Source organism: Streptomyces sp. DH-12 (genome assembly GCF_002899455.1).
Classification (GTDB): Bacteria; Actinomycetota; Actinomycetes; order Streptomycetales; family Streptomycetaceae; genus Streptomyces.
This window is the reverse complement of record NZ_PPFB01000001.1, coordinates 4,883,753-4,898,137: the sequence shown is the minus strand read 5'-3', so window position 1 is coordinate 4,898,137 and position 14,385 is coordinate 4,883,753. Positions and strand designations below refer to the sequence as shown.

General features: G+C 73.4%; 12 protein-coding genes. 8 read left to right on the top strand and 4 right to left on the bottom strand.

Translation table 11 applies throughout. The annotated features are described in order from the left end of the window. Positions 1–171: 171 nt before the first annotated feature. The gene (locus C1708_RS21005) at positions 172–1,662 is read left to right on the top strand and encodes a PucR family transcriptional regulator (protein ID WP_198602551.1); all 1,491 of its coding nucleotides are present in this window, start codon (positions 172–174) and stop codon (positions 1,660–1,662) included. 124 nt (positions 1,663–1,786) lie between these two features. Continuing rightward, positions 1,787–2,578: a phosphatase gene (locus C1708_RS21000; RefSeq protein WP_106414126.1), complete on the top strand. Its 792-nt coding sequence runs from the start codon at positions 1,787–1,789 to the stop codon at positions 2,576–2,578. 66 nt (positions 2,579–2,644) lie between these two features. Here C1708_RS21000 and C1708_RS20995 read toward each other — a convergent pair whose 3' ends face one another. The 4 genes from C1708_RS20995 to C1708_RS20980 form a co-directional block, all read right to left on the bottom strand. Beyond that, the gene (locus C1708_RS20995; protein WP_106414125.1) at positions 2,645–3,166 is read right to left on the bottom strand and encodes a DUF4232 domain-containing protein; all 522 of its coding nucleotides are present in this window, start codon (positions 3,164–3,166) and stop codon (positions 2,645–2,647) included. Between the two features lie 248 nt (positions 3,167–3,414). After that, complete coding sequence (gene tesB, locus C1708_RS20990) at positions 3,415–4,290, bottom strand: acyl-CoA thioesterase II (RefSeq protein WP_106414124.1); 876 nt, start codon at positions 4,288–4,290, stop codon at positions 3,415–3,417. 35 nt (positions 4,291–4,325) lie between these two features. Then, entirely contained in the window at positions 4,326–5,483 is a 1,158-nt protein-coding gene (locus tag C1708_RS20985; RefSeq protein ID WP_106414123.1) for an acyl-CoA dehydrogenase family protein, read from the bottom strand. Between the two features lie 146 nt (positions 5,484–5,629). Then, a complete protein-coding gene (locus C1708_RS20980; RefSeq protein ID WP_106414122.1) occupies positions 5,630–6,235 on the bottom strand; it encodes an SACE_7040 family transcriptional regulator in 606 nt (201 codons plus the stop codon). 86 nt (positions 6,236–6,321) lie between these two features. Here C1708_RS20980 and C1708_RS20975 point away from each other — a divergent pair, with 86 nt between their 5' ends. From C1708_RS20975 to C1708_RS20950, 6 genes are all read left to right on the top strand, one after another. Next, positions 6,322–7,938, top strand: a complete 1,617-nt coding sequence (locus tag C1708_RS20975) for a carboxyl transferase domain-containing protein (RefSeq protein WP_106414121.1) — start codon at positions 6,322–6,324, stop codon at positions 7,936–7,938. A gap of 26 nt (positions 7,939–7,964) precedes the next feature. Beyond that, a complete protein-coding gene (locus C1708_RS20970) occupies positions 7,965–9,980 on the top strand; it encodes an acetyl/propionyl/methylcrotonyl-CoA carboxylase subunit alpha (RefSeq protein WP_106414120.1) in 2,016 nt (671 codons plus the stop codon). Then, positions 9,977–10,924 carry a hydroxymethylglutaryl-CoA lyase gene (locus tag C1708_RS20965; protein WP_106414119.1) on the top strand — a complete coding sequence of 316 codons (948 nt, stop codon included), beginning with the start codon at positions 9,977–9,979 and terminating at the stop codon, positions 10,922–10,924. Before C1708_RS20970 ends, C1708_RS20965 begins: the two co-directional genes overlap by 4 nt. A gap of 4 nt (positions 10,925–10,928) precedes the next feature. Further along, the gene (locus C1708_RS20960; RefSeq protein ID WP_106414118.1) at positions 10,929–12,089 is read left to right on the top strand and encodes an acyl-CoA dehydrogenase family protein; all 1,161 of its coding nucleotides are present in this window, start codon (positions 10,929–10,931) and stop codon (positions 12,087–12,089) included. A gap of 194 nt (positions 12,090–12,283) precedes the next feature. After that, complete coding sequence (locus C1708_RS20955; protein ID WP_106414117.1) at positions 12,284–13,327, top strand: ABC transporter substrate-binding protein; 1,044 nt, start codon at positions 12,284–12,286, stop codon at positions 13,325–13,327. A 93-nt stretch (positions 13,328–13,420) separates the two neighbouring features. Beyond that, complete coding sequence (locus tag C1708_RS20950; protein ID WP_106414116.1) at positions 13,421–14,290, top strand: siderophore-interacting protein; 870 nt, start codon at positions 13,421–13,423, stop codon at positions 14,288–14,290. The last annotated feature ends 95 nt before the right edge of the window (positions 14,291–14,385 follow it).

The following is a 14,385-nucleotide window of genomic DNA, read 5'->3' as shown; positions in this document are numbered from 1 at the left end:
GCACTGTCGGTGGCGTGTCGTGCAGACGGATCGCGCTCACCGGCGGCCGCGCGGGGACATCCGCCCGTACCCGCGGGTATGCCGGTGACCCGACCTTAGGTGGCCGAAAAGCGACTGCGAAGTGTACGTTTCATCCACGATCGGCAGCCTGGGATGGAGGAAACGTCCACCATGCCGGACCCCACTGTTCCGCCCACCCCTCCCGTGCCCCTGGACGCGCTGCTGGCCCGCGCGGACCTGGGCCTGCGCCGGATCGCGGGCCCCGCGGACCCGGCCGCCGTGGTGCACTGGGCCCACACCTCGGAGATGGCCGACCCCTACCCGTACCTGCTGGGCGGCGAGCTGCTGCTGTCGGCGGGCGTGCACATCCCGGAGGGCGCGGGCACGGGCTACTTCGACGCGTACGTCTCGCGGATCGTCGCGGCGGGCGGGGCGGCGCTCGGCTTCGGTGTGGCACCCGTGCACGACACGGTGCCCGGGGCGCTGGTGGAGGCGTGCGAGATGCACGGGCTGCCGCTGCTGGAGGTGCCGCCCCGGACGACGTTCTCGGCGGTGGCGCGGGCGCTGTGGCAGCTGATGGCGCAGGCCCGCACGGCCGAGCTGCGGCGGGTCACGGAGGCCCAGCAGAGCCTCGCCACCGCCGCCGCCCGCCCGGATCCGGTCCCCGCCGTCCTCCAGCAGCTCGCCCGCCGCCTGGGCGGACGCGCGGTGCTGTACGGCCCCGAGGGCGCCGAGGTCGCGGGCGCGGGGGCGGACCCGGGCGAGGAGGTGCGGGCGGCGCTGGTGAAGCTCGCGGAGGTGGTGCGGCCCTCGGGCGGCACGGATCCCGGGCAGGAACCCGCGGACGCCCGCCCCTCCTCCGCGAGCGACACGGTCGCCGGGGTGCGGCTGGTCGCCCACGGGCTGGGCAACGGCGAGGGGTTCGTGCTCGGGACGGCCGCCCCGCGGCGGGACGCGGGCGACCACACCATCGCGTCCGTCGCGGCCGTGCTGCTCTCCCTGCTCACGGGCGAGCGGCACAGCGGCTCCGGCGCCGGCCGCTCCTCCGCGCTGGTACGGCTGCTGCTGGGGGCGACGCCCGCGGAGGTGGCGCCGCTGCTCGGCGGGGACCGGTGGCGGGTGGTGCACGGCAGGCCGGACGGGCGGAGGGCGCCGGACCCGGTGGCCGCCTCCGCGCTGGGCGCCGCGCTCGGCTCGACGCTGGTGGACGTGGCGGGCGAGGCGGTGCGGGTGCTGGTGCCCGACGGGCGGACGGTGGACCGGGTGCCGGGCTGGACGCTCGGCGTCAGCGCGGCGGCGGCCCCGCGGGACTGGCCGGCCGCCGACACCCAGGCCGCCCGCGCCCTGGTCCGGGCCCGCGCCACCCGCACCCCGCTGCTGCGCCACGGCGACCGTCCGGCCCTCGCCGACCTGGTCCCGCCGGACGACGCCGACGCCCACGCCCGCGCGCTGCTCGCCCCGATAGCGCAGGCCCCGGCCCTGGTCGACACGGTGCGCACCTGGCTGTCCCTGCACGGCAGCTGGGACCGCACGGCGGTGGCCCTGGGCGTGCACCGCAACACCGTGCGGCAGCGGATCGCGCGGTGCGCGGCCCTGCTGGAGGCGGACCTGGACGACCCGGACGTGCGGATGGAGCTGTGGTTCGCGCTGCGGCGGGCCTGAGCGGCTGTGCGGCGTCGGGGGGCGGCCCCCTGAGCAGCACTGCGGAGTCGTCCGAGTACGTGACGCACGTCCCAGCGCGCGATACGCCGGGGACGGCCACTGTCGGCTGCCTCACAATGGGGGCATGCCGATACCCGGGACTCCCAGTCGCGCCGAACTCGTCGAACACCTGGTCGCCACCCGCATCGCGGGCGAGGTCGCCACACCGCGTGAGAACAACCTCTCCCACTACCGGAAGCTGGCGAACGGCGACCGGCACTACTGGCTCGGCCTGGAGCTCGGCGAGCGCTGGACCGACGAGCAGGACGTGCTCGCGGTGATGGCCGAGCGGGTCGGCGTGAACGACGACCCGGAGCACCGGTACGGGCAGGACACCATCGACCCGGAGCTGACGGTCGACGGTCTCGAACGGATGGCCGGGCGGTTGCGCAAGGCGGCGGAGGGACGGCAGCGGGTGCTGCTGGCGACCGGTCACCCGGGCGGTCTGCTGGACGTGCACCGGGCGACGGCCGGCGCGCTGCGGGCGGCGGGCTGCGACATCGTGGTCATCCCGGACGGGCTGACCACGGAAGAGGGCTACGTGATGCAGTTCGCGGACGTGGCGGTGCTGGAGCACGGGGCGACGCTGTGGCACACCCACTCGGGCGCGCCGATGAAGACGATCCTGACGGCGCTGGAGCGGGAGGGCCGCCCGCTGCCCGACCTGGTGGTCGCCGACCACGGCTGGGCGGGCGCCGCCGGCCAGTACGGCGTGGACTCCGTCGGGTACGCCGACTGCAACGACCCGGCGCTGTTCCTCGCCGAGGCCGAGGGCACGGTCCAGGTGACGGTCCCCCTGGACGACCACGTGACCAGCCCCCGCCACTACGACCCGATGACGGCCTATCTGCTGGCGCAGGCCGGTCTGGCGCGGTGAGACGCCCTCGCCGGCCGGGTGCGGGGGACACACCCGGCCGGCGAGGGCGGCCGGTGGACGCGCGGGTCAGCCGAGGAACGGGACGGCGTCGGCGGGGTCGGCGTGCCAGTTGGTGGCGATGGGCCGGTCGACCGTGGCGGTGTCGGGGAGGCGCAGCGTGACGGAGTTCTCCTCGTCACCGGCGACCGAGAGGTGGATCCGGTCGAACTCGATGCCGTTGTCGTCGTTGGTGCTCTTGGGGCTGATGCCGGCGTAGGCGGCGGTGGAGCCGGCGAGGACGATGTCGTCGCTGACGCCGTGCTCGGCGGGCGAGACCTCGGTGTCGGGGGAGGAGCCGAAGGAGGCGGAGGGGAAGACGCCCTCCAGGTGGCAGATGAGTCCGGGCTTGGCCTTGGCGGTGATCAGGTAGTAGCCGCCCGCCTGCGTCTCGGCCGTGACCTTGAAGTTCAGGTCGCTGGTCGCGCAGGGCCGGGTGGTGGAGCCGCCGCTGTCGGCGGTGGCGGTGGCGGTCGCGGCCCCGCCGAGGGCGAGTGCGGCGACGGCGGCCAGGGCGAAGCGGGTGGCGCGGGTGGCGAAGCGTGAACGCACGGTGTTCTCCAGGGTGTGACGTGGTGGGTCGTCCGGCGGGCCGCCGGGGATGACCGCAGCTTGTGCCGTGATCCGTCCCACCCGCCACACCGGACGCCCGGTACGGGACGCCGGAACGCTGGAACGGCCGCTGACCAGCGCGGATTCCCGTGGCCTGGAACGCTCCCCCGGGACGCGGGACGGCCGTCCGAGCCCTCGCGGGACGCCGCTTCCCCGCACCGGGGAGCCGGGAAGCGGCCGGCGCCGGCTCAGTCCTCGCGCGGGACGCGGACCACGCCCTCCTGGATGACGGAGACCGCGAGGCGGCCGTCCTGGGTGTAGATGCGGCCCTGGCCGAGACCCCGGCCGCCGTGGGCCGACGGGGACTGCTGGTCGTACAGCAGCCACTCGTCCGCGCGGAACGGGCGGTGGAACCACATCGCGTGGTCCAGGGACGCCCCGACCACGTCGCCGACCGCCCAGCCGCCGCGCCCGTGGGCGAGCAGGATCGAGTCCAGCAGCGTCATGTCGGAGACGTACGTGGCGAGCACGACGTGGAGCAGCGGGTCGTCGCCCTCGACCTTGCCGTTGGTGCGGAACCAGACCTGCGAGTGGGGGTCGCGCGGTTCGCCGAAGCGGCCGTAGGGCGGGTCGTCGACGTGGCGCAGGTCGACGGCCGCGCGGGCGCCGAGGTAGCGGTGCACGACCTCCGACGACAGGTGCGGGTAGCCGCGCAGCCGTTCCTCGGAGGTGGGGAGCGTCTCCGGGTCCGGGGAGGGCGGCATCGGCGCCTGGTGGTCCAGGCCCTCCTCGTGCGCCTGGAAGGACGCGGAGAGGTGGAAGACCGGCTTGCCGTGCTGGACCGCCACCACCCGGCGGGTGGTGAAGGACCGGCCGTCGCGGATCCGGTCGACGGTGTAGACGATCGGCGCGCCCGGGTCGCCGGTGCGCAGGAAGTACGCGTGCAGCGAGTGCGGGGGCCGGTCCGCGGGGACGGTGCGCCCCGCGGCGACCAGGGCCTGCGCCGCCACCTGCCCGCCGAAGACGCGGGGGACGGCGGAGGCGCGGGACCGGCCGCGGAAGATGTCCTCCTCGATCTGCTCGAGGTCGAGCAGATCGAGGAGGTCCTGGAGAGCCTGACTCATGGAACCAGTTGTCTGCGGCCGGGATTTCCGTGACCTTACAGGCCCATGTCCTTGGCGATGATCGTCTTCATGATCTCGCTGGTGCCGCCGTAGATGCGGTTGACCCGGTTGTCCGCGTACAGGCGGGCGATCGGGTACTCGTTCATGTAGCCGTAGCCGCCGTGCAGCTGGAGGCAGCGGTCGATGACGCGGTGGGCGACCTCGGTGCAGAACAGCTTGGCGCTGGCGGCCTCGGCGGGGGTGAGCTCGCCGGCGTCCAGGGCCTCGGTGGCGCGGTCGGCGACGGCCTCGGCGGCGTCCACCTCGGCCTGGCAGGCGGCCAGCTCGAACTTGGTGTTCTGGAAGTGGGCGACCGGCTTGCCGAAGACGGTGCGCTCCTGCACGTACTGCTTGGCGAACCGGACGGCGGCCTTGGCCTGCGCGTAGGCGCCGTAGGCGATGCCCCAGCGCTCGGAGGCCAGGTTGTGGCCGAGGTAGGAGAAGCCCTTGTTCTCCTCGCCGAGCAGGTCCTCGGCGGGGACCTTGACGTCGACGAACGCCAGCTCGGCGGTGTCGGAGGTGCGCAGGCCGAGCTTGTCGAGCTTGCGGCCCACCGAGTAGCCCTCGGACTTGGTGTCCACGACGAACAGGGAGATGCCGTGGCGGCGGTCCTCGGCCGTGGGGGCCGCGGTGCGGGCGCAGACGATCACCTTGTCGGCGTGCACGCCGCCGGTGATGAAGGTCTTGGCGCCGTTGAGCACGTAGTGGGTGCCGTCCTCGCTCAGCTTGGCGGTGGTCTTCATGCCCGCGAGGTCGGAGCCGGTGCCCGGCTCGGTCATCGCGATGGCCCACATCTCCTCGCCGGTGACGAACTTCGGGAGGTAACGCTTCTTCTGCTCGTCGGTGCCGAGCATCTTGATGTAGGGCAGGGCGAGCAGCACGTGCACGCCGGAGCCGCCGAACTGGACGCCCGCGCGGGCGGTCTCCTCGTAGAGGACGGCCTCGAACTTGTGGGTGTCCATGCCGGCGCCGCCGTACTCCTCCGGCACGCTGATGCCGAAGACGCCGAGCTCACCGAGCTTGTAGTAGAAGTCGCGGGGCGCCTGTCCCGCCGCGAACCACTCGTCGTAGACGGGGACGACCTCGGCCTCGATGAAGGCGCGGATGGTCTCCCGGAACGCCTCGTGATCCTCGTTGAAAATCGTACGGCGCACTGTCCGCCACCTCCGCAGCCTGGGCATGTCTAAGCGCTTGCTCAGAGCAAGGTACCGGCGAGTATCCACGCCCGTCCAGACCGGGCGCCCCGTAACGCTCGTCACTCCGGCGGAGGCCGGAGACCGGCGGCGGCCCGGGCGGCCGCTCAGGCGTCCGCCGCCGCCGCGAACGCCCCCCGCGCCATCCGGTGGAGCAGCTCCGCCGTGCCCACGCGGTCCGGGAGGGAGCCCGGACGGGTGAGATGGGGGGTGGAGTTGAGGAGGCCGAAGACCGAGTGGACCGCCGAGCGGGCGGCGGGCTCGGCGAGGTCCGGGTAGAGGCGGCGCACCACGTCCACCCACAGCTCGACGTACCGCCGCTGGAGCCTGCGCACCAGCTTGCGGTCGGCGTCCCGGAGGCGGTCCAGCTCACGGTCGTGCAGGGTGATGAGCGGGCGGTCGTCGAGCGCGAAGTCGATGTGCCCCTCGATCAGCGAGTCGAGGACCGCCCCGGGGGCCGCCCCGTCCGCCGCGTCCGCCTCTTCGAGCCGCCGCCGCGCACCGGCCAGCAGCGACTCGCTGATGCCGACCAGCAGCTCCGCGAGCATCGCGTCCTTGCCCGGGAAGTGCCGGTAGAGGCCGGGCCCGCTGATGCCGACGGCGGCGCCTATCTCGTCGACGCCGACCCCGTGGAAGCCACGCTCGGCGAAGAGCCGCGCGGCCTCCTTGAGGATCTGCTCGCGGCGAGTGGGGGCGTCGGTTCTGGTGGCCATACGGACGATTCTAGACAGGGGGGTTAGCGATCGTTAACCTGAGGGAAATGCGTTAACGCTCATTAACACGTGAGGGGACCCGCAGGATGCATGAGGCACCGGAGCTTCACAGCGCGGCAGATCCCGCGTCGGAGGCCTTTCGGGCCAACGAGGAGGCGCACCGCGCCCTCGTCGAGGAGCTGCGCGGCAAGCTGGCCGCGGCGGCGCTCGGCGGCGGCGAGCGGGCGCGCGCCCGCCACACCGCGCGCGGGAAGCTGCTCCCGCGCGACCGGGTGGACACCCTCCTCGACCCCGGCTCGCCCTTCCTGGAGCTGGCCCCGCTGGCCGCCGACGGGATGTACGACGGGCAGGCCCCGGCGGCCGGGGTGATCGCCGGGATCGGCCGGGTCGCGGGCCGCGAGTGCGTGATCGTCGCCAACGACGCCACGGTCAAGGGCGGCACGTACTACCCGATGACCGTGAAGAAGCACCTGCGCGCGCAGGAGGTGGCCCTGGACAACCGGCTGCCCTGCGTCTACCTGGTGGACTCCGGCGGGGCGTTCCTGCCGATGCAGGACGAGGTCTTTCCGGACCGGGACCACTTCGGCCGCATCTTCTACAACCAGGCCCGGATGTCGGGCGCCGGCATCCCGCAGATCGCGGCGGTGCTCGGCTCCTGCACGGCGGGCGGGGCGTACGTGCCCGCGATGAGCGACGAGGCGGTGATCGTGCGCAACCAGGGCACGATCTTCCTCGGCGGCCCGCCGCTGGTGAAGGCGGCCACCGGTGAGGTGGTCACGGCGGAGGAGCTGGGCGGCGGCGAGGTCCACTCGCGGGTGTCCGGGGTGACCGACCACCTCGCCGAGGACGACGCGCACGCGCTCAGGATCGTGCGCCAGATCGTCTCCACGCTCCCCGCGCGCGGGCAGCTGCCCTGGCGGGTGGAGCCGACCGCCGAGCCCAAGGTGGACCCGGCGGGGCTGTACGGCGCGGTGCCGGTGGACTCCCGCACCCCCTACGACGTCCGCGAGATCATCGCGCGCGTCGTGGACGGCTCCCGGTTCGCGGAGTTCAAGGCGGAGTTCGGGCAGACCCTGGTCACCGGGTTCGCGCGCCTCCACGGCCACCCGGTGGGGATCGTCGCCAACAACGGCATCCTGTTCGCCGAGTCCGCCCAGAAGGGCGCCCACTTCATCGAGCTGTGCGACCAGCGCGGCATCCCCCTGGTGTTCCTGCAGAACATCTCGGGCTTCATGGTCGGCAAGGACTACGAGGCGGGCGGCATCGCCAAGCACGGCGCCAAGATGGTCACGGCGGTCGCCTGCACGCGCGTGCCGAAGCTGACCGTCGTGGTCGGCGGTTCCTACGGCGCGGGCAACTACTCCATGTGCGGGCGGGCCTACTCCCCCCGCTTCCTGTGGATGTGGCCGAACGCCAAGATCTCGGTGATGGGCGGCGAGCAGGCCGCCTCGGTCCTCGCGACCGTCAAGCGGGACCAGTTGGAGGCGCGCGGCGAGGAGTGGCCCGCGGAGGAGGAAGAGGCCTTCAAGGCCCCGGTCCGCGCCCAGTACGAGCGGCAGGGGAACGCCTACTACGCGACGGCCCGCCTCTGGGACGACGGCGTGATCGACCCGATGGAGACCCGGCAGGTGCTGGGGCTGGCCCTGACCGCGTGCGCCAACGCGCCCCTGGGTGACCCCCAGTTCGGCGTCTTCCGGATGTGAGGGGACCCCTGACGATGACTGATCAGATGTTCGACACGGTGCTGGTGGCCAACCGGGGCGAGATCGCTGTCCGTGTCGTGCGCACGCTGCGGTCGCTGGGCGTGCGCTCGGTGGCGGTGTACTCCGACGCGGACGCCGGAGCGCGGCACGTCCGGGAGGCCGACACGGCGGTGCGGATCGGGCCGGCGCCGGCCGCGGAGAGCTACCTGTCGGCGGAGCGGCTGCTGGAGGCGGCCGCCCGCACCGGCGCGCAGGCGGTGCACCCGGGGTACGGCTTCCTCGCCGAGAACGCGGAGTTCGCGCGGGCCTGCGAGGCGGCGGGCCTCGCCTTCATCGGGCCCCCGGCGGACGCCATCGCCCTGATGGGCGACAAGATCCGCGCGAAGGAGACGGTGCAGGCGGCCGGGGTGCCGGTGGTGCCCGGCTCCAGCGGCAGCGGGCTGACGGACGCGGAGCTCGTGGACGCGGCCCGGGAGATCGGCATGCCGGTGCTGCTGAAGCCGTCGGCGGGCGGCGGTGGCAAGGGCATGCGGCTGGTGCGGGACGAGACACGGCTGGCGGACGAGATCGCCGCCGCCCGGCGCGAGGCCCGCGCCTCCTTCGGCGACGACACCCTGCTGGTGGAGCGGTGGATCGACCGGCCCCGGCACATCGAGATCCAGGTGCTGGCCGACGGCCACGGGAACGTGGTGCACCTGGGCGAGCGCGAGTGCTCGCTCCAGCGGCGCCACCAGAAGATCGTCGAGGAGGCGCCCAGTGTGCTCCTCGACGAGGCGACGCGGGCGGCGATGGGCGAGGCGGCCGTGCGGGCGGCCCGCTCCTGCGGCTACCGGGGCGCGGGCACGGTGGAGTTCATCGTCCCGGGCGACGACCCGTCGGCGTACTGCTTCATGGAGATGAACACCCGGCTCCAGGTGGAGCACCCGGTCACCGAGCTGATCACGGGGCTCGACCTGGTGGAGTGGCAGCTGCGGGTCGCGGCGGGCGAGCGGCTGCCGTTCGGGCAGGACGACGTCCGGCTGACCGGGCACGCGGTCGAGGCACGCCTGTGCGCCGAGGACCCCGCGCGCGGCTTCCTGCCCTCCGGCGGCACGGTGCTGCGGCTGCGCGAGCCGCAGGGCGACGGCGTGCGCACCGACTCGGGGCTCACCGAGGGCACGGAGGTCGGCAGCCTCTACGACCCGATGCTGTCCAAGGTCATCGCGTACGGCCCCGACCGGGCGACCGCGCTGCGCAAGCTGCGGGCGGCGCTCGCGGGGACGGTGACGCTGGGCGTGCAGACCAACGCGGGCTTCCTGCGGCGGCTGCTCGCCCACCCGGCGGTGGTCTCCGGCGAGCTGGACACCGGGCTGGTGGAGCGCGAGGCGGACTCCCTGGCCGGCGGCGAGGTGCCGGCCGAGGTGTACGCGGCGGCCGCGCTGCTGCGCCAGGCCGCCCTCGCGCCCGCCGCGGGCCCCGGCTGGCGGGACCCGTTCGCCGCCGCCGACGGCTGGCGGATGGGCGGCGGCCGGGCCTGGACGGCGCACCACCTGCGGGTGGCGGGCCACGACCCGGTGACCGTGCGGGTCCGGACCACCGCCGACGGCGGCACGGAGCTGCTGCCGCCGGGCGCGGACACCCCGCTGCGGGCGTCGGCCGGACCGCTGGACGGGCACCGGTTCACCTGTGTGCTGGACGGTGTCGCGCACACCTTCGCCGCCCTGCCGGACGGCTCCTGGCTGGGCCGGGACGGCGACGCCTGGCAGGTGCGGGACCACGACCCGGTGGCCGCGTCCCTCACCCGGGCGGGTCAGGCGGGCGCCGACTCGCTGACCGCGCCGATGCCGGGCACGGTGACGGTGGTGAAGGTCGCCGTCGGCGACGAGGTGGACGCGGGCCAGAGCCTGCTGGTGGTGGAGGCGATGAAGATGGAGCACGTCATCTCCGCCCCGCACGCCGGCACGGTCACCGAACTGGACGTGACCCCGGGCACGACGGTCGCCATGGACCAGGTGCTCGCGGTCATCGCGCCCGCGGAAACGGCGGAAGGGGAGACGGCATGAACGCCGGTGAGCTCGGCCTGCCCATGACCGTGCCGGCCGAGGGGCTGCCCGCGCGGGTGCGGATCCACGAGGTGGGCGCCCGCGACGGCCTGCAGAACGAGACGGCGACCGTGCCGACGGCCGTGAAGGCGGAGTTCGTCCGCCGGCTGGCCGGCACGGGCCTGACCACGATCGAGGCGACGAGCTTCGTGCACCCCCGGTGGGTGCCCCAGCTCGCGGACGCCGAGGAGCTGTACCCGGCGGTGTCCGACCTGCCGGTGGAGCTGCCGGTGCTGGTGCCCAACGAGCGCGGCCTGGACCGTGCGCTGGCGCTGGGCGCCCGCCGGGTGGCGGTGTTCGCCAGCGCCACGGAGTCCTTCGCCAAGGCCAACCTCAACCGCACGGTGGACGAGGCGCTGGCCATGTTCGAGCCGGTGGTGGCCCGCGCGAAGGAGCAGGGCGTCCATGTGCGCGGCTATCTGTCGATGTGCTTCGGCGATCCCTGGGAGGGCGCGGTCCCGGTCCCCCAGGTGGTGCGCGTGTGCCGGGCGCTGCTCGACATGGGCTGCGACGAGCTGAGCCTGGGCGACACGATCGGGGTGGCGACCCCCGGTCATGTGACGGCCCTGATCGGCGCGCTCACGGAGGCGGGCGTGCCCGTCCCCGCGCTGGGCGTGCACTTCCACGACACCTACGGCCAGGCGCTGTCCAACACGCTGGCCGCCCTCCAGCAGGGCGTCGCCACGGTCGACGCCTCGGCCGGCGGACTGGGCGGCTGCCCCTACGCGAAGTCCGCCACCGGCAACCTCGCCACCGAAGACCTCGTGTGGATGCTGCGGGGCCTCGGCATCGACACCGGGGTCGACCTCGGCCGTCTGGTCGCCACAAGCGTCTGGATGGCCGCCCACCTGGGCCGGCCCAGCCCGTCCCGCACCGTACGAGCCCTCTCCCACCAGGAGCAGTGACGACATGGACCACAAGCTCTCTCCCGAACTCGAGGAACTCCGCCGCACGGTCGAGGAGTTCGCGCACGACGTGGTGGCGCCGAAGATCGGTGACTTCTACGAGCGGCACGAGTTCCCGTACGAGATCGTGCGGGAGATGGGCCGCATGGGCCTGTTCGGCCTGCCGTTCCCGGAGGAGTACGGCGGCATGGGCGGCGACTACTTCGCGCTCGGCATCGCGCTGGAGGAACTGGCGCGGGTGGACTCCTCGGTGGCCATCACCCTGGAGGCGGGGGTCTCGCTGGGCGCCATGCCGCTGCACCTGTTCGGCACCGAGGAGCAGAAGCGCGAGTGGCTGCCCCGGCTGTGCTCGGGCGAGATCCTGGGCGCGTTCGGGCTGACCGAGCCGGACGGCGGCAGCGACGCGGGCGCGACCCGCACGACGGCCCGGCTGGACGAGGCGACCGACGAGTGGGTGATCAACGGCACCAAGTGCTTCATCACCAACTCCGGCACGGACATCACGGGCCTGGTCACGGTCACCGCGGTCACCGGCCGCAAGCCCGACGGGAAGCCGCGGATCTCGGCGATCATCGTCCCGTCCGGCACTCCGGGCTTCACGGTCGCGGCGCCGTACTCCAAGGTCGGCTGGAACGCCTCGGACACGCGGGAGCTGTCCTTCCAGGACGTGCGCGTCCCGGCGGCCAACCTGCTGGGCGAGGAGGGGCGCGGATACGCCCAGTTCCTGCGCATCCTCGACGAGGGCCGCATCGCGATCGCGGCGCTGGCCACGGGGCTCGCCCAGGGCTGTGTGGACGAGTCGGTGAAGTACGCCGGGGAGCGGCACGCGTTCGGGCGTCCGATCGGCGCGAACCAGGCGATCCAGTTCAAGATCGCCGACATGGAGATGAAGGCGCACACGGCGCGTCTGGCGTGGCGGGACGCGGCGAGCCGGCTGGTGGCGGGCGAGCCGTTCAAGAAGGAGGCGGCGCTGGCGAAGCTGTACTCCTCCACGGTGGCCGTGGACAACGCGCGCGACGCCACGCAGATTCACGGCGGCTACGGCTTCATGAACGAGTACCCGGTGGCCCGCATGTGGCGCGACTCCAAGATCCTGGAGATCGGCGAGGGCACCAGCGAGGTCCAGCGGATGCTGATCGCACGGGAGCTGGGCCTGACGGGCTGAGCGCGCCTGCGGGTGCGGGCGGCCCGCGCCGGCCACGGCGCGGGCCGCTGCCGTGCCGCCGGGTGACCCGGATCACGGTGCGGAACCGGCGTTTCCCGGAAGGGACACCGGATGCCCTCTGGACAGATCGTTTGGTTAGGCTAACCTAACGCTGTTTGCACACCGGTCCCGTACGCACGAAAGCAGACCCTTCCATGTCGAACGCCAGAACCGCCCGTCTGACCCGTCGCGGACTGCTCGCCGCCGGTGGCGCCCTCGGTCTCGGCGCCGCGCTCACCGCCTGCGGGGGCGACGACGCGAAGGACGGCGGCGCGGACACGAAGGGCTCCGCGAAGTCCGGCCCCTGGTCCTTCAAGGACGACCGCGGCACCACGGTGAAGCTCGACGAGGCGCCCGCGAACATCGTCGCGTTCACGGGTGTCGCCGCCGCGCTGTACGACTACGGCGTCGAGGTCAAGGGCGTCTTCGGCCCGACGAAGACCAGGGACGGCAAGGCCGACGTCCAGGCCGGCGACATGGACATCAGCAAGGTGACCGTCCTGGGCAACGTCTGGGACCAGTTCAACGTCGAGAAGTACGCGGCCCTCGCGCCCGACGTCCTGATCTCCACGATGTTCGACGACGCCGGCACCCTCTGGTACGTCCCCGAGGCGTCCAAGGACAAGATCGCCAAGCTCGCGCCCAGCGTCGGCATCTCCGTGTTCGACCGTCAGCTCACCGGCCCGCTGCAGCGGATGTGGGAGCTGGCCGAGTCGCTCGGCGCCGACATGACGGCCGCCAAGGTCACCGACGCCAAGAAGCGCTTCGAGGCGGCCTCGGAGCGGCTGCGCAAGGCCGCCAGGGCCAGGCCCGAGATCAAGGTGCTGGTCGGCTCGGCGAGCCCGGAGCTGTTCTACGTCTCGGGCACCAACCTCTCCATCGACCTGGAGTACTTCAAGGCCCTCGGGGTGAACTTCGTCGAGCCGACGGAGGAGGCCAAGAAGGCCACCGGCGGCTGGTTCGAGAGCCTGAGCTGGGAGAACGTCGACAAGCACAAGGCCGACGTGATCATGATGGACGACCGCAGCTCGGCCATCCAGCCCGCCGACATCACCGAGGCGACCTGGAAGCAGCTGCCCGCCGTCAAGGCCGGCCAGGTCATCTCCCGCTCCACCGAGCCGATCCTCTCCTACGACAAGTGCGTGGCGCCGGTGGAGGCGCTCGCCGAGGCCATCGAGAAGGCCGAGAAGGTCGGCTGACCCCCGCGCAAGGCCCCCTCGCAGGCCCCCTCGCAGGTCCCCTCGCAGGTCCCCTCGCAAGGTCCAGCCGCCCCCGACTCGCAGGAGTACGCCGTGACGACTGCCGTGGCCGCCCCGTTCCGTTTCTTCGCCCTTCGGGTCGCCGGGACGCGGCGGCTCGGCCCGTCGCTGATCCGGGTCACCTTCACCGGGCCGGAACTGCGCGACTTCCGCTCCGACGGACGTGACCAGTCCCTGTCGCTGTTCCTGCCCCGCCCGGGGCAGGACGCGCCGGTCGTGCCGCTGGAGCTCGGCGACGGCTGGTGGCAGGGCTGGCGCGACCTGCCCGACGACGTACGGGCGGTGATGCGCTCGTACACGCTGCGGGCGCTGCGCACGGACGCCCTGGGGCGGGCCGCAGAGATCGACGTCGACTTCGTGCTGCACGGCGTCGGCGCCGAGGCGGGCCCGTCCGCCGAGGCCGGTCCGGCGTCCCGCTGGGCCGCCCGCGCCGCCGTGGGTGACCGGGTGCTGGTGCTCGGCCCCGCGATCGCCGACAACCGCGCGATCCGCTTCCGTCCGCCCGATGACACCTCGACGGTGCTGCTGTGGGCGGACGAGACCGCCCTGCCCGCCGCGGCCGCCGTCCTGGAGACCCTCCCGCCCGGCATCCGCGCCCGGGTCTGGCTGGAGGTGCCGCACGCCGGGGACGTCCAGGAGCTGCCGACCGCGGCGGACGCGGAGGTCACCTGGTTCGCCCGGGAGGGCGCCGCCCCGGAGACCCCCTCGGCCCTGGACGCCGTCCGGCAGGCCGCCCTCCCCTCCCCCGAGCGCGCCTACGTGTGGATCGCCGGGGAGTCCGGCCAGGTGAAGCAGCTGCGCCGGCACTTCGTCCGTGAGCGTGGCGTCGACCGCCGGCGGGTGACGTTCGTGGGCTACTGGCGACGCGGCCTCTCGGAGGAGCAGCTGCGCGAACAGGCGTGAGAAGTACGGGAGTCGGCGCTTCGTCAAGGGCCGACGGGGCGTGACGACGGTCACGGGGGAAAGGGGATTGCGGCCCGAAAAGTTTGGTTAGGCTA